The following is an 18,667-nucleotide window of genomic DNA, read 5'->3' on the forward strand; positions in this document are numbered from 1 at the left end:
TTGAGGTAACAAGGGAGTAGCTAAAAGGGATGATGCTGCACAAGGTGTTTATTTGAAATACAAAAAAGCCACTCATTGAGTGGCTTTTTTGTTAAATGTGGTCGGTGATAGAGGATTCGAACCTCTGACCCTCTCGTCCCAAACGAGATGCGCTACCGGGCTGCGCTAATCACCGAAATTTTTACTGATATTCTAAGTCTTATAAGGTCAACCCTTTGCTTCACTCTAAAAGAGTGAGTGACGCGTTATCAACAACGCTATTCACTGAATGTAACTTTTTATACGGTAGGCCAATCTGATAGGATCAAAATAAATCACTAATTGGAATACTAAAATTTGGTCGGTGATAGAGGATTCGAACCTCTGACCCTCTCGTCCCAAACGAGATGCGCTACCGGGCTGCGCTAATCACCGAAGATGTTGCAATTACGACACTTCTAAAAGAAGTTAAATTGAATGGGGTGACTGATGGGGCTCGAACCCACGACAACCGGAATCACAATCCGGGGCTCTACCAACTGAGCTACAATCACCACTGATCTTTCAATTTTGCTAACAAGCTACTGTACCGAATGGTGCGCCCAGAAGGATTCGAACCTTCGGCCTTACCCTCCGGAGGGGTACGCTCTATCCAGCTGAGCTATGGGCGCTCGCCTTGGTTAGCGACGCACATAATAGGGATAAATCAGCTTCACGTCTACCTTTGTTTTTAATTTTTTTTCTGTTTGCTCATGTTTTGACTGAATTGGGATATTTTTGAGCATTTTTAATTATAAACTCATGTTGGTTCACATTATTGGTTAAGTTTCATATACTGAAACGTCAGTAAAAAGTCTTAAAGGAATTAAGGGCGTGCTATGGAAAAGGGAACCTTCCCCATATTTAGTTCAGATAATGTTGAGCACCTCAAAAGAAGAGTGTCACGACTAAGGCGTTTGCTAAGCAAATACAAACGTGCTGAAGTAATCCAAAATGCATTACTGGAAATTTCCAACATTGCCACTAACGCCATCTCCCTTGATGCTTTTTATCATGGCGTTCACTCTCACCTGCAAAAACTTATCCACGCTGATAACTTCTTTATTGCTGAACTCGATACCGACAGCAGTATTATTAGCTTGCCTTTTTTTGCCGATGAAAAAGATCCCCATCCAAGTGAGCTTTATCCCGATGAAGAAATATCAGCGCTGCTCAAACGGGGGATTACTGGCTACGTACTGAGAACTGGCGAGCCATTATTGTGTGATGATCAAGGTTTTGAGTCACTGGTAAAAGCAGGCGAAATAGATGACTTAGGTTCAGCCTGCCTGCAATGGTTAGGGGTACCAATTAAGCATAATGATAAGGTCACTGGCGTATTAGTTGTTCAAAGCTACAGTGATGACATCATATATGGTGAATTAGAATTAGAATTAATGGGCTTTATTTGCCACCATATCTCTGGGGTAATGGAACGTTTGCGTCATAATGAAGAGCTCGAAATTGCCATTGTGCAGCGAACTAAAGAGCTCAGTGATGCCTACGAAAAAGTAAAACAAGAGGTACAAGAGCGCGTAAAAGCTGAAAAGTTGCAATCAGCACTGTTTCAAATTGCAGATCTGTCGACCTCTGATGTTAGCCAATCTGTATTCTATCCACAGATCCACAAAATCATCAGCCAACTTATTCCTGCAGAAAATTGTTTTATCTCTTTAGTTAATAAAGCAAGCAATACGCTTTCTTTCCCCTTTTATGTCTCTAAGATGGCTTCAGAGCCGCCTAAGCCTCGTCCAATGCAAGATGGGCTAACAGAATATATTCTTAAGCATAAAAAGCCGCTACTGCTGCGCCAGCAAGATATTCAAGCATTAATTAAAGCCGGTGACATCTACGGCCATAATCCAGACTTAAACCACACTCACGCAATGGTGCAATGGATTGGTATTCCATTATTCATCCACGGTGAAGTCACCGGTGGGTTAACGATATACAGCTTAAGCGATAACGACTCTTTTGCGGTTAAAGATCTTGAGTTACTGACCTTTGTGTCACAACACATTGCCAATGCCATAGAAAAGAAATTAGCCGCAGAGCAGCTAAAAAGAAGTCATGAATTATTAGAAGACAAAGTCCAAAAGCGCACCCATGCTATCGCTGAAATGAATGACAATTTGCAGCGACAAATTATGCAGCGTAAAAAGATCGAAGCCCAATTAGTCTTTGATGCCAAACATGATAATTTAACCGGCTTACCCAATCGTAGCTTCTTTATGGAGCGCTTATCCCAAACCATTAAACATCTTAGGCGTAATAAAAATGAACAATGTGCATTATTGTTTATCGACTTAGATGGCTTTAAACAAATTAACGATACTTTAGGTCATTTAGAAGGGGATCGATTTTTAATTGAAACCTCAAAAAGATTAAAAGCGTGTATCCGTGATAACGATACCCTTGCACGTTTAGGCGGTGATGAATTTGTGATACTGCTAGACTCAATTCATCGTAAACAAGATGCTGAAGATGTCAGTGAACGCATACTTAAAGCCATCGCTCAGCCGTTTACATTAACCAGCCAACAGGTAATCTCCGGCGCTAGTATTGGCGTGGCTTATAGCGCAAAGAACACCTCCTATGACAGCGAGTCTATTTTACGTCATGCTGACACTGCTATGTATCAGGCAAAAGCCAAAGGTAAAGGTTGTTATGTGGTGTTTGATCAGCACATTGAGCAACACTTTAATCAAAGAGTGGAATTAGAGCAGGACTTCCAGCAGGCATTAGAAAATCACCATATAAATGTTAATTTAATCCCCGTGGTCGATTTTGATGGTCTGAGCATTTTGGCTTATGAGCCCATAGCCTCTTGGCAACACGCTACACATGGTAGTATCAGTCACCAACAACTGCAGTCATTGGCGAGTAAAACCCAAACTATCACCATTTTTGATGACTATATATTTAAATATATCGATAGTGGCTATAAGGCGTTAACTGACACCCTGGGCCACGCGCCACAAATTCACATGTCACTATCAAGCAAGCATATTAAGTTGAAATACGACTTACGAAGCTTAAAAAACACCATCAAAAATAGCCAAATCAGTCCAAGCCATTTATGGGTGTTTTTCCATGAAAAAGCCTTCGTTAAAGACCGAAAAAACCATATCACGGCCTTTGATACTTTAACTGAGCTTGAGGTTAATATCGGCATTAATGGTTATGGCACAGGTTATAGCTCGTTAAGCAGCCTCAGCTTTTTGCCAATAAAAGCCCTTAAACTGGATGCTGATGCAAGCCAACATTTACTGAATAGCAAACAATTGCAATTGGCTAAAGCATATTGCCTCATTGCATCGACCTTAGGGTTTGAAATGTTTGCTGATGGAGTTAATACTGACGAACAACTCACAGCGTTACGACAGCTGGGGTACTACCAAGGTCAAGGGCGCTTATTCTCTGCTAACGACATCTGTATAAAAACGCAGTTAGAGAAAATAGCTGACACCCAACAAGGAGCGGAGTGTCAGTTAGCTAAGCTTACTTCTTAAACATATCTCGCAAGTTAGCGATATTGCTTTTACCGGTTTGCAGCCTTTCTTGCTCAGTTTGCTTTGGTTTACGGTTTTCCCAAATCAAGTCATCTTGAGGCAGTTCCATCAAAAAACGGCTTGGCTCACAGCGCATGGTTTCACCAAACTGGCGCCGTTCACGACACATAGTAAACCATAATTCTTTCTGTGCTCGGGTGATCCCCACATAAGCGAGTCGGCGCTCTTCATCGACATTGTCTTCATCAATACTCGACTGATGCGGCAAGATGCGCTCTTCGGTGCCCACCATAAACACATAAGGGTATTCGAGGCCTTTCGATGCATGTAGGGTCATCAGCTGTACTTGATCGCCGCCTTCATCCTCTTGGTTACGTTCCATCATGTCACGCAAGGTCAAACGGGTAACGACTTCAGGTAAGGTCATTGGTTCGTCCAAATCATCACCTTCAAGCATTTGAGTCACCCATTTATACAGCTCTGAAATATTCTTCATCCGCATTTCAGCTGCTTTAGCGCTGGTGCTGGTTTCATACAAATAATCTTCGTAGTTAATTTTACGAATAAGCTGCTTAATGGCGTCTACCGGTTCACCGCGGCTAGCCACTTCGCCGGTATCGACTATGAATTTACCAAACTGATATAACGACCCCATTGCCGCTGGCGACAGATGATGGTTTAGCTCAGCTTGAAAAATCGCTTCAAATAACGAGATGTGCTTTTCATTGGCATAACTGCCTAAACGCTCCAGTGTTGCAGGGCCAATACCACGTTTAGGAAGGTTAACAACCCTTAGGAAGGCATTATCATCATCTGGATTCACCACCAAGCGCAGGTAAGCCATAATGTCTTTAATTTCTGCGCGTGCAAAAAACGAAGTGCCACCTGAAAGCTTATAAGGAATGCGGTTAGTCATTAATGCACGTTCTAATAACCGCGATTGATGGTTACCCCGATACAAGATGGCATAATCACCAAACTGAGTACGGCCAACGAATTTGTGACGAATAATCTCCGCTACCACCCGCTCTGCTTCTTGCTCTTCATTGGCAGCAAATAGCACCCTAAGCGGCTCACCATAGGCTAGCTCACTGAATAAGGTTTTTTCATACACATGGGGGTTATTAGCAATTAAGATATTGGCCGCACGTAAAATACGTTGGCTAGAGCGATAATTTTGCTCTAGCTTAATCAAGCGCAGTTGCGGAAAATCTTTCCCTAGTAACACCAAATTTTGCGGTTTAGCACCACGCCATGAATAAATCGATTGATCGTCATCACCTACCACGGTAAATCGCGCACGCTCGCCAACTAACAGCTTCACCAGCTCATATTGGCTAGTATTAGTATCTTGATACTCATCCACCAGCAAGTATTGAATACGGGTCTGCCAGCGGGTTCTTACTTCTTCATTATGACGCAACAATAACGTCGGCAATAAAATCAGATCGTCAAAATCCAGCGCATTGTAGGCTTTCATTTGCTGGGCATAGCGCTGATAAAGCTTGGCAAATAATTGAGTTTGTTCGTCACCGCCACGTTTGAGCGCTTGATCAGGTACGACTAAATCACCTTTCCAGTTTGAAATGGCGCTAGCAAGCGCTTTGATGAGGTCTTTATCTTCTTCAAGCTCATCTTCTGTGAGCTCTTTTAATAATGCAAAGGTGTCTTGGTCATCAAACAGTGAGAAGCCAGCTTTTAAGCCCACCACTTTATATTCACGTTTAAGAATTTCTAAGCCTAAGGTATGGAAGGTTGAAATCCACAAACCGCGAGCTTCTTTACGCCCCATTGACTGCGAGACACGCTCTTTCATCTCACGGGCGGCTTTATTGGTAAAGGTCACGGCAGCAATATTGCGCGCCTTGTAGCCACACTTTTCAACTAAGTATGCAATTTTGTTAATAATTACCCGAGTTTTACCACTACCCGCCCCCGCTAAAACCAAGCAAGGTCCAGAAACATAGTGAACGGCATCATTTTGCCCAGGATTTAACTTCATGCTAACTAGATCACCAATAACGAAAATAAAAGGATCGTGATCATACCAGAAACCGCCAAGCTGCAATTAAAAATATCGATCGTTATGGTATTTTCGATCGTAATACTAAAAGTGACAAATGAAGCAGCAAACAATGGTGATTGCTTTGGAAAACGCCTCCGCCTCAGGTACAATCGAGCTAACAAACAGCTAATTTTAATATGGAATTGATAATGATTAATCCTAAAAAACTTGAAGAAGTTGCCAAGCAACTGAGTGATAATCTTCCTAGTGGCGTAAAGCAATTTGCCGGTGAATTTGAAGAACGTTCAAAGCAAATTCTACAAAACCAATTAATGAAATTAGATGTGGTCTCTCGCGAAGAGTTTGAAGTTCAGCAACACGTGTTATTAAAAACCCGTGAAAAGCTTGAAGCACTGCAAGCCCAAGTGGATGAATTAGAGAAAAAGTTCTCAGCTGAGTAGAAAATCGCTGGTATTTTCAGCCATCACCATGGCTAAAAAGCAATAAAAATGGCATCCAATTGGATGCCATTTTTGTATAACATTTACATCAACCTGCTTAGTTCAGCGCTTCTTCTAAAGCACGTAAACACAAGGCAACATTTTCGCGTCTTGCGCCGTAGCCCATCAAACCAATGCGCCATGCTTTACCCGCTAATGCCCCAAGGCCCGCACCGATTTCTAAATTATAGTTTTCCAGCAACTGTTTACGCACTGCAGCGTCATCAACACCTTCAGGGATAAACACCGCATTGAGTTGTGGTAAACGGCACGCTTCATCAACAACAAAAGTAAGCCCTAGTTTTTCAAGGCCGGCACGCAGTAACTGATGCATATCAGCATGACGTTGCCATGCGTTTTCTAAGCCTTCATTGGCCAAAATACGTAATGACTCATGCAGTGCATAAAGGGCATTTACAGGCGCGGTATGATGATAGCTGCGTTTTGCGCCACTATCTTTACTACCCCAATAACCCATTACCAAGGTTTGATCGAGGAACCAACTTTGAACAGGTGTTTTACGTTGCTTTAATTTCTCAACCGCTTTGGCTGAAAAAGACACTGGCGAAATCCCAGGCACGCATGATAAACACTTTTGGCTACCTGAATAGATGGCATCAATGCCCCAATCATCCACTCGTAACTCAACGCCGCCCAGTGATGTCACCGCATCGACAATGCTTAAGCAATCATGTTGCTGCGCTAATGCGCATAAGCTTTTAGCATCAGATACTGCGCCAGTAGAGGTTTCAGCATGGACAAAGGCTAAGAATTTGGCATCAGGGTTGGCTTGCAGCGCTGCTTCTACCGCTGATACTGAAACAGGTTCGCCCCATTCGTTATCAACCACAATCGCAGTCGCGCCAACGCGTTCGACATTCTGGCGCATACGTTCGCCAAACACCCCGTTACGACAGACGATGACTTTTTCACCTGGCTCAACCAGGTTGACAAAACAGGTTTCCATACCAGCGCTACCGGGCGCAGACACAGCTAGGGTCATTTCATTTTCAGTTTGAAATGCATATTGAATCAGCGCTTTTAGCTCATCCATCATGGCGACGAATAAAGGGTCTAAATGACCAATGGTGGGTTTTGCTTGCGCAGCAAGCACTTCAGGATAGACATCTGAAGGCCCTGGCCCCATAAGGGTGCGGCGAGGTGGATTAAAGGCACTAATTTTTGAAACAACATTAGATGGTACAGATAACATCAAAGTCTCCTTGGCTAGGTCTCACTATTTTATTTTAAAATATTATTGGTCAAATAATTACCCTACATAGAAGTATTAATTACAACCCACAAGTATTTTCTCGTTTAGGCTGTCACTGATGAGAACTGAGTCGGTTATTGAGCCTCACGAGTAAAAGCACCATAACATACCGACATAGCAAAAGGTGATGCCATAGATAACTTTTATTCATTTACATTAACGTTCACTACTTTAACTAATCAGAAATAGAGACTGATAAATTTAAAAAATACATATAACGATGCCTAAAAAATTTCAACTATAATCACTATAAGTGAAGCCTTAATATTAATTTAATTCATTTATATATTATCTGCTTAAGTTCAGCCAACTGAGGATGATTTTCATTTTAAATTAATAAACCACCTATCCATAATAATTAAATCACTAATTAGATAAAGTGCAATTACTATATTGAATTCGATAAAACTCCTGCAATTCTAAAATAAGTTGTTTAAGGTTTGCACGCATAAATTCTCGTGTTCTATAAACTAAATATAAATCTTGATGTTGATAAAATTGATAGTCAAACAGCTCGACTAACGAGCCAGATTTAAAATAATGATTTAGCTGGCTACCAGGAAGAGAAGCAACGCCCATTCCTTTAATTGCTAGCGTTGCAGCAACATCTATTGAGTCGGTAGAAATAGCGGGAGTGATCTTAGACCCCCCTTGCTCCCCAGTTTTCGAATGCCAGAGCCAACTTTTTTCATTCTTATTTACTGCAGAATTAACAATACATTGATGTTTAACTAAGTCATCAGGATGTTTAGGTAGCCCATTAATACGAACGTAGTCAGGAGATGCACAAAAGTAACGCTTAAACTTGTGAACCTTTTTCGCTATTAAAGCTATATCATCAGGCAATACAGGTGAAACCATTAAGTCGCAGCCTTCCATCGTCACCATCTCCTTCGGGCTTTTTGTTACTAAACTTAGGTAGGTATTTGGATGGCGCTTACTATAATCTTCGATAAAACTCTCACTAAGCCAACGCGCCATAGGATGGACTAATCCCAATACAATATGGCCTTTAGTGTCATTTATGTCACTTGATATTTCATCTCTCACTGAATCATGTTCAGCTAAAATGCAATCTGCTGATTGTAAGAATCTTACCCCTTGCGGTGTCAGTTCAACTTTGCCACCACTGCGATGTAATAGTTTTACTGAAAGCTCGTCTTCTAATTGCTTAATCCGTCGGCTTAATGCTGGCTGACTAATATCCAATATAAGTGCTGCTTGAGTAATGCTCATATAATGCGTCACTGATTTAAACATTCTCAAACTCTCTATATCCATAAAAACCCTCACAAAGTTAAAAAATTATAAAAAGCACTCCCCAGTTAACATAAACACACCAAAACGAGATATATCTCAAAATTTTTAATTCAACATTTGCATAGCGGCAATGCAATTAACAATAAGCGGATACTTTTTATTATTCATACCATATCACTCAAGCATAATAATTAACAAAAATAGTGATTTAAAATATGAATAATAAGAGATTGATCATGCTTGGTATGGCTACCTTAAGCATTACACCACAGGTCACAGTCGCAGCTGAAAATGCACACTGGTTACCAACACTTTATGGTAGCACCCAAGCTCAGGTACGATACCAAAGCAATGAAAGCTTAAATGCGCAAATAGCCGAAGCCAACCTTGGCCTTAAAGGTTTATATAAAAATGATGGCTTGAAAGTGTTTTATAACACTCGGTTGCAATACTCAGATAACTTTACCGATACCAGCACCTTTAATGATATTGAGTTGATTGATGCCAATATGTTTATCGCCTATAAAAACTATGGTGGTGTTTTTGTCGGTGAAGGCACTACTGGAACCTGGAAAGATCTTTATTCAAAAGTGGACATCCATGCCAGTAACAATATGGAAATCTCAAGTGGTGGCAATTTATTTGAAGCGGCTAAATATGGTCATAATCAATTGGCCTATGCGACACCTAAAATCTCAGGCGACTTAGGCACTCTTTGGTTCAAGGCCGCCGTTATCACTCCCAATCAACACAATGATACTGATATCGATATTTTCGGCCTCCGCGCCTTATATCACGGTGAAAATTACAACCTGATCATCAACCGTGCACAAATCGATAAAAAAGTATTCGGCAGTGTTGATGAAAACTGTGTTCGCTGGACTATAGCTGCAGATTACCAGTGGGATAATGTCACCCTTGCCGCCCTTGCTGAACTGACTGAAAGCTCGCCAAGTCAAGCAAAAAGCGTTTACTCAGCTGCACTAACATATAACTACAATAACATTGATTTCGGTATCAGCTTTCAAACTAAAAGCTGGGAAGATGAAGCGCAAAACCCGGATCAAAACTTAACTATTGCCAGCATTAAATATCACTTCAGTGACAATATCACCTTGTATACCGAAGCGGCACTCTACAAAGAGCAACCTGTCGATATCAATCCAAATGATGCCCATGATGACAACGTCAACATTGGTTTCATCTTCCATTTCTGAGGTAAATAATGAAAAAACTAATGATTTTAGGATCCTTGCTTGTTACAAGTATGAGTCATGCTAGCGTCAATATTGAAAACTGTGTCATTCGGGAGAGTATTCCTGGAGCCACATCAACTGCAGCTTATGCCGATATTAACTATGACACAAATGCCGATGCTAAAACTTACCGCTTACCAGGTGCAGAAATGCTACAACGCGTTGAGATTAAAGGCTTATCAAAACAGGTTGAATTACACGATGTTAAAATGAAAAATGGCACTATGAGCATGTTTCAAATTCCTCGTGTCATCTTGAATAAGCCACTTACCCAACTCAAACCAGGGGCAGCACACATCATGCTAATGGATCTAAATCAGCCTGCAGTAGTAGGCGAAACTTATCAGATGAATTTTATTTTTGCCTACGGTCCAGAGATAAGCTGCGAAGCCGTAGTCAAATCAGTGGCTGACATTAATCAAGCTTCTGCTCACCATAAAGGACATTAATTATGAAATTCAACCATCTGATTTCGTTATCAGCTTTAGCTGTCAGTCTGTCCATTTGCGGTAGTGTTTCTGCAGAGATGGCTCATGGGGACTATAAAGTCACTCGCACCTATAGCGACTTAACCCCAGAACAAATAGCCCGCGCCGAAAAAATGGGCGCGACTTGCTACATGGGGTGTCATCGCCCTGCCCGCGAAAACGTTGTTGAAACCTTAAGCCCTAAATTAGAAGGCTTGCCAGCACAATACTTTTTGGATCAATGGATCGACTATGATGCTGAAAGGTTTGGCGGCATTGCCTCACAAATGAAATTGACCGTGTATAAGTATCCAGTTGATGTAATGGAAGAAATCGCCATTATATATGCTAATAAAGAAATGAGTTTTTATCCCAACCCAGAAGTTGTAGCTAGCGAGGCTTATAAACGCGGCAAAGTTAAATACGATAAAAGCTGCAAAATGTGTCATGGCGAGCAAGGGCTAAGCACTAAAAAGGCAAATCCGACTATTCGTGGCCAGATGCCGACCTATGTATTTGAAACTATGCAAGCCTATCGTGATGGCATTCGTACCAACCGCAAAGCCGGTATGATGAAGCGCATTGCGAAATTGCATACTGAAGATGATTGGCGCGACATGATCGCTTATACCAGTGGCGAGTTTGTAAAACACATCGACAGAATCGAGTTCCCTACAGGTAAAGGGATGCCTGCAACCCCTGGATTCAAGTTGCCTGATAGCGGCCAAGCTCAAGACTTCACCGACACTAAAGGTGAAGATAACGATACGATTAAAAACCCGCTAAGTTACACCATCAGTGATTCTGGCTTAACGACTCTAGACAATAATACTAAGTTAACTTGGGAACGTAAAACTTCCCGTTTATGGATGAACGCCGCTGAAGCGGTAAATTATTGTGATTCATTAGAGCTCGAAGGACAAAGCGATTGGCGCTTGCCATTTATGAAAGAGCTCGTTTCCATTGCTGACTACGGTGAATTCCGCCCAGCCATTGATATGAATGCCTTTTTAAACATGCCTCGGATGAGTTCTGGTATTTGGGCACTGCCTATTAGCGACCACAAGGATCACGTCTGGCATGTGGGCTTCCCTGATGCACATATCATGGGTCAGCATACCGCCTCAACCAAATTGGTTCGTTGTGTCAGAGCAGAGCAAGATAGTGGTTTCCATACTAATGACTTTATCGACAATAACGATAAAACCGTTACTGACAAACTAACTAATCTACAGTGGCAGCAAGAGGTTGGACCTAGCCGTAGAGACTGGGAAAACTCTATCCAATATTGTGAAAACCTTGAATTAGCAGGTAAAAAAGATTGGCGCTTGCCACAGGTGAAAGAGCTGGTGTCTATCGTCAATTACAACAAGTTTAATCCGTCTATTGATGAAGAATTTTTCCCTAATACGCCGTATAAGTATTACTTCTGGTCCAGTACATCCCACATTGGTGGACCAATGATGCTCTATAGGCCATTAACGGCAAGAAAATTAGAGCAGACAACTGAAGAACAAAAAATCCGTGGTCAACATGGGACACTTGCATGGGGTGTCGGTTACCAAATTGGTGATGGTCAAGGCCAAGATAAAGGTTCTTTGTTCTGGAACCGCTGTGTACGCGACTTGTAATAGTACTCAAGCCTTCTGCATCCTCGCAGAAGGCTTTCTTCCTAAGAGATAACGACTATGCTCAGACAGCTAAAAGTGGCTTTAAGCCTTTTAACTATGCTCTTTTGTGCTTCGGTACAAGCCCAACAGACCTACGACGACGGAGCCCGCTGGGCCTTTGTCACAGATGCTAAATCAGCGCAATTAGCAATCATTGATACCTTTAATTTTACCTTAGTGGAACACAAGAAACTCGCGGGGATCCCCGTTGATATGGTTGTCAGTGATGTACAAAGTCTATTGGTATACGCCATTAAAAATGACCCAAGCCTGTATATTTGGGACTTAAGCAATAATAAAACATGGTCAATGGCATTAGGCTTTCAAGCCCAGTCGTTAAAGTTTCACTCAAATGGTGCAATGTTGGCTGTCGCAGGTAAAGATCAAGTTACTGTGGTAGAACCATTAACTCAAAAAGTGGTTAAACATATTAATAATCTTGCTAGTCCAATCTCACTTAATTTCTCGTCAGATGGATACCGGCTGATGATCACTCAAGAAACAAATGGCGCAACACATATTTGGAATGTTTATCACGATAGTTTGAAAACTATTACCATGGGTAATGGTAATCCCGTCAGCGAAATAACCCTAACCCCAGACTCACGCTTAGGTATGGTATCGATTCCTAAGGATCATAAAGTCCATATTTGGGACTTTATCAGTAATAAAGATTGGAAATGGCTTGATTTTGATGCCGAAGTCGCACGGCCATATGTAACCTCTGATAGCCAACATATCGTACTAGCCGCCAATAATGGCAACATAAAAATCATTGATGCCTATTCAAAAAATACTATCAAAGAGCTCAATATTGGCGCTAAAGCAAACAAAATTCGCACTGGCTGGTTAGAGCGAGTCGCTGCTGTTGAATCTCGTAAGGGCTTACATATTTTTAATCTAAAAGGAGATAATAAAATTACCCTACTACCTACTGAGGGACACACTCGCGACATGGTGGTGGTATCAGACAGTAAATCGATGTTTTCCTCCCATGACAACTCAAGCGACATTAAGGTCGTTGATTTACGTAAACTCAGCGGTAAAACCGACATCAAGACACAGCTCATCCAGCCCAATCATATTGTTATGGGCCTAACGAACACCATCTGCCATTAGTTAATTATAAGAGGCCAATATGCGTATAATTTTTTGCTTGTTAAGTTTTGTTTTTTACAGTGCAACTGTTGCTGCAGAGACGCTTGAGTTTAATATGCTCAATAAACATGGCGATCCTGTCACAGCACAGTCTTATCCGGATAAATATTTACTTCTGACTGTAGGTTACACAACTTGTCCGGACATATGTCCAACCACTTTACTTACCCTCAAGAGTATCTTGCAAAAACTCGGTGACAACGCCAAGCAAGTGACCCCAGTCTTTATCTCTATCGACCCCAACAGAGACACCCATCAAAAACTAAATCAATATGTGGGCTTTTTTGATGACGCCATAGAAGCGTTAGTGGGTAATAGCCAGCAAACCGCTGCGATCGCCAGCAATATTGGTGCTAGCTACGGCTATCAGATTGATGGACTTCCCGCCAGTGAGCCATTACCTAAGCGCTATGAAGTTTTTCACTCTTCTTATTTCTATTTATATGGTCCAGACCAACAACTTATTGATGTTTTTGGCTATGGCATGAATGGCAGTCGTATGGCTGAAGAAATTATTCAATACTTACCGAGCGTGGAGGCAAACCATGGTTAATCGTTTACTCGCTGGCGTAGTATTTAGCGTTATGAGTCTCGCGAGCCAAGCTACTGATGCAGATAGCATCAGCGGAGAGAAATTATTTCATGATTATGGCCGCGGTGGCTGCGTCAATTGCCATGGCGCAAATGGACAAATACCGAAAATGCCACTGATCCCAAAAGTTGCCGGCCAATCTGCAGCTTATTTGGATTCACAATTGCGTGACTATAAATACCAAAGACGGATTAATGGTTTATATATTCCAATGCAAAATGTGATGGAAACTTATAGCGACACTGAAATTATGGCGATGGCAACATATTTACAGGACATTAAGATCTGCGCCAGTGAATAACGGCTAAGTAGATAGTTAGAATCTATGCTGGCCTTTAAGGTTAAACAGGCACCATCAAGGTGCCTGTTTAATATCCTATTAACGGTTAGAATCTAAAAACAGCTGATAGGCTGGACTTTGGGTTTCTTCTTGATAAACAAAACCAAGCTCAGTTAAAAATTGCTGAAACGCTTCGCCGTCACTGGCGGGCACTTCAAAACCTGCTAACACACGACCGTAAGCGGCGCCGTGGTTACGATAATGGAATAGACTGATATTCCATTGGCTTTGCAGGGTAGTTAAAAACTTAAATAACGCCCCTGGATGCTCAGGAAACTCAAAGCTGAATAAGCGTTCATCCAATGGCTCAGGCGGGTGACCGCCGACCATATAACGCACATGTAGCTTGGCGGTTTCATCATGGGACAAATCTTGTACTTCAAAGCCATCGCTTTCTAGATTTGCGATAATATCATCAAGCTCAGCTTGGCCATTTGACAGGCGAATACCTGCAAACACCACCGCTTTATCACGGCTGGAGAAACGATAATTAAACTCAGTCATGGCGCGTTTATCTAACAGCTCACAAAAGCGTAAAAATATTCCCGGACGCTCAGGGACTTTAACCGCTAAAATAGCTTCTTTTTGCTCGCCTAGCTCGCAGCGCTCAGAGACATAACGCAAGCTATGAAAATTGACATTAGCACCTGACAAAATCGAAGCCACTTTTAACGGCTTATCGGCGTCATTGGCCACATGCTGTAGATACTTTTTCATCCCCGCGGTTGATAACGCCCCAGCAGGTTCAGCAATGGCGCGGGTGTCTTCAAAAATGTCTTTTACTGCGGCGCAGATTTCGTCTGAGGTAACGGTAATGACATCGTCAACATAGTCTTTGGCGACTCTAAATGGCTCTTCACCGATACGCTTAACCGCGACGCCATCAGCAAATAAACCCACTTGACTTAGTGTTACTGGCTCGCCCGCAGCTAATGCCGCTTTTAAACAAGCAGCATCTTCAGGCTCTACGCCAATAATTTTAACCTGTGGCATAACCGCTTTATAATAAGCCGCAATGCCTGCAATTAAACCACCGCCGCCTACAGGCACAAACACCACATCAATATCACGCTGCTGTTGCAGCATTTCTTGAGCTATGGTGCCTTGACCTGCGATCACCGCTTCATCATCAAAAGGGGCAATATACACTCGGCCTTCGGTTTCAGATAAGGCTTTGGCGTAATCATTGGCTTGATCAAATGCCTGACCGTGGAGCAGCACATTGCCACCTAAGCGCTTTACCGCATCGATTTTAATTTCGGGGGTTGTCGTCGGCATCACAATCACCGCACTAATGCCAACGCTTGCCGCCGACATTGCCACCCCTTGGGCGTGATTACCTGCAGAGGCGCATACCACACCTGCTGCAGCTTGCTCAGGGGTTAGCTGCGCAATACGATTATAGGCACCACGCAACTTAAAAGAATGCACTGGCTGCATGTCTTCACGTTTTAAATACACGTCACAGCCAAAGCGTGCCGATAGCTTTTTCATGCTCGATAGCGGCGTTACTTTGGCGACGTCATACACAGACGACAATAGGATCTTCTGTAAATATTGCTGAGCTAAGGGCATGGGCGTTAACTCCAGTTGCGTTGCTGATGCCAAGGATTGCATAGATTAACCTTCTAATTTACTGCGATCGCGCACAGCACCTTTATCGGCACTGGTGGCTAATAATGCATAAGCTTTAAGTGCCAAAGATACGTAACGCTCACGAGATACTGGCTTCCATGCAAGTGGCCCCTTTGCTTCCATAGCAGCGCGGCGACGCTCAAGTTCACTATCTGCAACGGCTAATTTGATTGAACGTGAAGGAATATCGATTTCAATGGTATCGCCATTTTCAACCAGTGCAATGGTGCCACCAGCAGCAGCTTCTGGTGAAATATGACCGATTGATAATCCTGAGGTACCACCAGAGAAACGACCATCAGTAATCAATGCACATGCCTTACCTAAACCGCGAGATTTAAGGTACGTCGTTGGATAAAGCATTTCTTGCATACCAGGGCCGCCTTTAGGGCCTTCGTAGCGAATAACCACCACTTCACCAGCAACCACTTCACCACCTAAAATACCTGCTACGGCATCATCTTGGCTTTCATAAATGCGCGCTGTACCCACAAAGGTCAGGTTTTCCTCATCAACACCGGCCGTTTTGACAATACAGCCATTTTCAGCCACATTGCCTGAAAGTACCGCTAGGCCGCCTTCTTGGCTAAAGGCATTTTCACGGGTACGAATACAGCCTTGTTGGCGATCATCATCGACACTGTCCCAATAGCAATCTTGGCTAAAGGCAGTTTGTGTTGGAATGCCTGCAGGTCCTGCACTATAAAAGCGTCGTACAGCTGCATCTTGTGTTTGGGCAATATCATATTTAGCCAATACTGATTTTAAATTGCCGCCATTATCCGCTGCCACATGGGGAACGTCACTATGCAGTAAGCCAGCTCTATCTAGCTCACCTAGAATACCCATCACCCCACCAGCACGATGAACATCTTCCATATGGTACTTTGGCGTTGAAGGCGCGACTTTACAAAGGTGCGGCACCATACGCGACATTCTATCGATATCAGCCATAGTGAAGTCCACTTCACCTTCTTGTGCTGCAGCAATAAGATGCAATACGGTATTTGATGAACCACCCATGGCAATATCTAGCGCCATGGCATTTTCAAAGGCTTTAAAAGAGGCAATATTGCGCGGCAAAACACTGGCATCGTCATCACGATAATAGCGGGTGGCGAGATCCATGATGCGCGTACCTGCTTCTAAAAATAAGTTACGACGCGCAGCATGAGTCGCTAATAACGAGCCATTACCAGGTAGTGATAAACCTAAAGCTTCTGTTAAGCAGTTCATAGAGTTGGCGGTAAACATTCCTGAACAAGAACCACATGTTGGGCATGCACTACGTTCAATCTGCTTACTGTCTTCATCACTGACATTGGTATCAGCGCCAGCTACCATGGCATCGACTAAGTCAAGTTTGATAATTTTATCTGAAAGCTTGGTTTTGCCCGCTTCCATTGGCCCGCCAGAGACAAATATCACTGGGATATTGAGCCTTAGCGCTGCCATCAACATGCCAGGAGTAATTTTATCGCAGTTAGAAATACACACTAGCGCGTCTGCACAATGGGCATTAACCATGTATTCAACGCTGTCAGCAATCAGCTCACGTGATGGCAAGCTATAAAGCATGCCGCCATGACCCATGGCGATACCATCATCGACGGCGATGGTGTTAAATTCTTTGGCAATACCACCTGCTTCTTCAATTGCGCCAGCAACCAATTGGCCCATATCTTTTAAATGCACATGGCCTGGTACGAACTGAGTAAACGAGTTCGAGATGGCAATAATTGGCTTACCAAAGTCAGTTTCTTTTACACCTGTTGCACGCCAAAGGGCGCGTGCGCCAGCCATGTTACGACCTTCGGTACTAGTTGCTGAGCGTAGTTTAGGCATTGTCTTATCCTTTCCTTGTAATACTGCTTTAACCATTTTATTTGAGTCATTTACATGATGCGGTAACCATTGAAAGTAAACTGATTCAAATTGTAATAGTCGTTTAATTTATAATTATTTTAAATGGATTGAAGCTGTTTATTTAGCTCATAACTCTCGATTTAGCTCAAGGCTGCTTATTAAGCTCAAGGCTATTGAGTTAGCGGCTCTAGCCAGCCCCACTTATCTTCTGTCTCTCCGTTAAATAAACCAAAGAAACTTTGTTGTATTTGTTGTGTCACTGGGCCACGTTTGCCTGCGCCAACCTCAATACGGTCAACGCTTCTTACTGGCACTATTTCTGCGGCGGTGCCGGTCATGAAGATCTCATCAGCAACATATAGAAATTCCCGCGCCATCGCTTCTTCAATCACTTCGTATCCAAGCTCTTTGGCTAACACCATAATAGTGTCACGGGTAATGCCTTTTAAGATGGCTGCGGTTGCAGGCGGGGTATATATTTTGCCATTTTTGACAATAAACAAATTGGCCCCTGCGCCTTCACTAACTAAACCGTTAGTATCTAATGCAATACCTTCATCAAAACCGTTACGCTTTGCTTCTGTAGAAATTAGCTGTGATGATAAATAATTACCGCCGGCCTTTGCCCCTGTCGGTATGGTATTAGGTGCTAGGCGTTGCCATGATGTCACTGCGACATCAACGCCGGCATCCATGCTCTCTTCGCCAAGGTAGGCGCCCCACGAAAAAGCCGCTACGACCATATCACATTGCGCGTCAATTGGCGGGGTGATCCCCATCCCTACATCACCCATAAATATTAATGGACGAATATAAGCGCTGGGTAAGTTATTTTTTAGCACAGAATCACTGCAAGCTTGCATGACTTGCTCAAAGCTAAAAGGCACATTCATTCGATAAATTTTGGCGGAATCAAATAAACGCTGCACGTGGTCGGTTAGCCTAAACCCTGCTGGGCCTAGATGAGTATCATAAATGCGAATACCTTCAAATACTGAAGAGCCATAATGCATTGCATGTGTCATCACGTGTACCTTAGCATCTTGCCAAGGCATAATTTCACCGTTAAACCATATAAGTTCTGATTGTGTCGCTGCCATAGTCTGTCCCTTAAT

Annotated in this window: 14 protein-coding genes and 4 tRNA genes; 8 read left to right on the forward strand and 10 right to left on the reverse strand. The window is 42.8% G+C overall.

The window, feature by feature from the left end:
- Positions 1-98: 98 nt before the first annotated feature.
- The 4 genes from BCU57_RS16995 to BCU57_RS17010 all read right to left on the reverse strand — a co-directional run bounded on the left by BCU57_RS16995 (position 99) and on the right by BCU57_RS17010 (position 650).
- A tRNA-Pro gene (locus BCU57_RS16995) sits at positions 99-175 on the reverse strand.
- A gap of 162 nt (positions 176-337) precedes the next feature.
- A tRNA-Pro gene (locus BCU57_RS17000) sits at positions 338-414 on the reverse strand.
- A 43-nt stretch (positions 415-457) separates the two neighbouring features.
- A tRNA-His gene (locus BCU57_RS17005) sits at positions 458-533 on the reverse strand.
- Positions 534-573: 40 nt separating this feature from the next.
- Positions 574-650: transfer RNA gene (locus BCU57_RS17010), tRNA-Arg, on the reverse strand.
- A 207-nt stretch (positions 651-857) separates the two neighbouring features.
- On the opposite strand from BCU57_RS17010, the gene BCU57_RS17015 reads away from it, so the two are divergent.
- Entirely contained in the window at positions 858-3,530 is a 2,673-nt protein-coding gene (locus BCU57_RS17015; protein WP_102439732.1) for a diguanylate cyclase domain-containing protein, read from the forward strand.
- Here BCU57_RS17015 and rep read toward each other — a convergent pair.
- Complete coding sequence (gene rep, locus BCU57_RS17020) at positions 3,520-5,532, reverse strand: DNA helicase Rep (RefSeq protein ID WP_102439733.1); 2,013 nt, start codon at positions 5,530-5,532, stop codon at positions 3,520-3,522. The genes BCU57_RS17015 and rep overlap by 11 nt on opposite strands.
- Before the next feature lie 212 nt (positions 5,533-5,744).
- Here rep and ubiK point away from each other — a divergent pair, with 212 nt between their 5' ends.
- Positions 5,745-5,996 (forward strand): ubiquinone biosynthesis accessory factor UbiK, encoded by a 252-nt coding sequence (ubiK, locus tag BCU57_RS17025; protein WP_076541888.1) that lies wholly within the window; start codon positions 5,745-5,747, stop codon positions 5,994-5,996.
- Positions 5,997-6,093: 97 nt separating this feature from the next.
- Here ubiK and BCU57_RS17030 read toward each other — a convergent pair whose 3' ends face one another.
- Both BCU57_RS17030 and BCU57_RS17035 read right to left on the reverse strand, forming a co-directional pair.
- The gene (locus BCU57_RS17030; RefSeq protein WP_102439734.1) at positions 6,094-7,248 is read right to left on the reverse strand and encodes a pyridoxal-phosphate-dependent aminotransferase family protein; all 1,155 of its coding nucleotides are present in this window, start codon (positions 7,246-7,248) and stop codon (positions 6,094-6,096) included.
- Between the two features lie 426 nt (positions 7,249-7,674).
- Positions 7,675-8,589: a LysR family transcriptional regulator gene (locus tag BCU57_RS17035; RefSeq protein WP_102440059.1), complete on the reverse strand. Its 915-nt coding sequence runs from the start codon at positions 8,587-8,589 to the stop codon at positions 7,675-7,677.
- Between the two features lie 194 nt (positions 8,590-8,783).
- Between BCU57_RS17035 and BCU57_RS17040 the strand changes: the two genes are divergently transcribed.
- From BCU57_RS17040 to BCU57_RS17065, 6 genes are read left to right on the forward strand one after another with little or no spacing between them, the layout of a single operon-like run.
- Positions 8,784-9,785, forward strand: coding sequence for a porin (locus BCU57_RS17040; RefSeq protein ID WP_102440060.1), 1,002 nt, complete (start codon positions 8,784-8,786; stop codon positions 9,783-9,785).
- Between the two features lie 8 nt (positions 9,786-9,793).
- Positions 9,794-10,273 (forward strand): copper chaperone PCu(A)C, encoded by a 480-nt coding sequence (locus tag BCU57_RS17045; RefSeq protein ID WP_102440061.1) that lies wholly within the window; start codon positions 9,794-9,796, stop codon positions 10,271-10,273.
- 2 nt (positions 10,274-10,275) lie between these two features.
- Positions 10,276-11,922, forward strand: a complete 1,647-nt coding sequence (locus BCU57_RS17050) for a DUF1566 domain-containing protein (RefSeq protein ID WP_102440062.1) — start codon at positions 10,276-10,278, stop codon at positions 11,920-11,922.
- Positions 11,923-11,979: 57 nt separating this feature from the next.
- Positions 11,980-13,080: a WD40 repeat domain-containing protein gene (locus tag BCU57_RS17055; protein WP_102440063.1), complete on the forward strand. Its 1,101-nt coding sequence runs from the start codon at positions 11,980-11,982 to the stop codon at positions 13,078-13,080.
- A 19-nt stretch (positions 13,081-13,099) separates the two neighbouring features.
- A complete protein-coding gene (locus BCU57_RS17060) occupies positions 13,100-13,672 on the forward strand; it encodes an SCO family protein (protein ID WP_102440064.1) in 573 nt (190 codons plus the stop codon).
- Positions 13,665-14,012 carry a c-type cytochrome gene (locus tag BCU57_RS17065; RefSeq protein ID WP_102440065.1) on the forward strand — a complete coding sequence of 116 codons (348 nt, stop codon included), beginning with the start codon at positions 13,665-13,667 and terminating at the stop codon, positions 14,010-14,012. The genes BCU57_RS17060 and BCU57_RS17065 overlap by 8 nt, the downstream gene beginning before the upstream one ends.
- A gap of 78 nt (positions 14,013-14,090) precedes the next feature.
- On the opposite strand, the gene ilvA is transcribed toward BCU57_RS17065, so the two are convergent.
- The 3 genes from ilvA to BCU57_RS17080 all read right to left on the reverse strand — a co-directional run bounded on the left by ilvA (position 14,091) and on the right by BCU57_RS17080 (position 18,652).
- The gene (ilvA, locus tag BCU57_RS17070; protein WP_102440066.1) at positions 14,091-15,668 is read right to left on the reverse strand and encodes a threonine ammonia-lyase, biosynthetic; all 1,578 of its coding nucleotides are present in this window, start codon (positions 15,666-15,668) and stop codon (positions 14,091-14,093) included.
- 3 nt (positions 15,669-15,671) lie between these two features.
- Complete coding sequence (gene ilvD / locus BCU57_RS17075; protein WP_102440067.1) at positions 15,672-17,531, reverse strand: dihydroxy-acid dehydratase; 1,860 nt, start codon at positions 17,529-17,531, stop codon at positions 15,672-15,674.
- Positions 17,532-17,722: 191 nt separating this feature from the next.
- Positions 17,723-18,652, reverse strand: a complete 930-nt coding sequence (locus BCU57_RS17080) for a branched-chain amino acid transaminase (RefSeq protein ID WP_102440068.1) — start codon at positions 18,650-18,652, stop codon at positions 17,723-17,725.
- Positions 18,653-18,667 lie beyond the last annotated feature (15 nt).

It is taken from the genome of Shewanella sp. 10N.286.48.B5, assembly GCF_002874355.2.
In the GTDB taxonomy this organism is placed as follows: domain Bacteria; phylum Pseudomonadota; class Gammaproteobacteria; order Enterobacterales; family Shewanellaceae; genus Shewanella.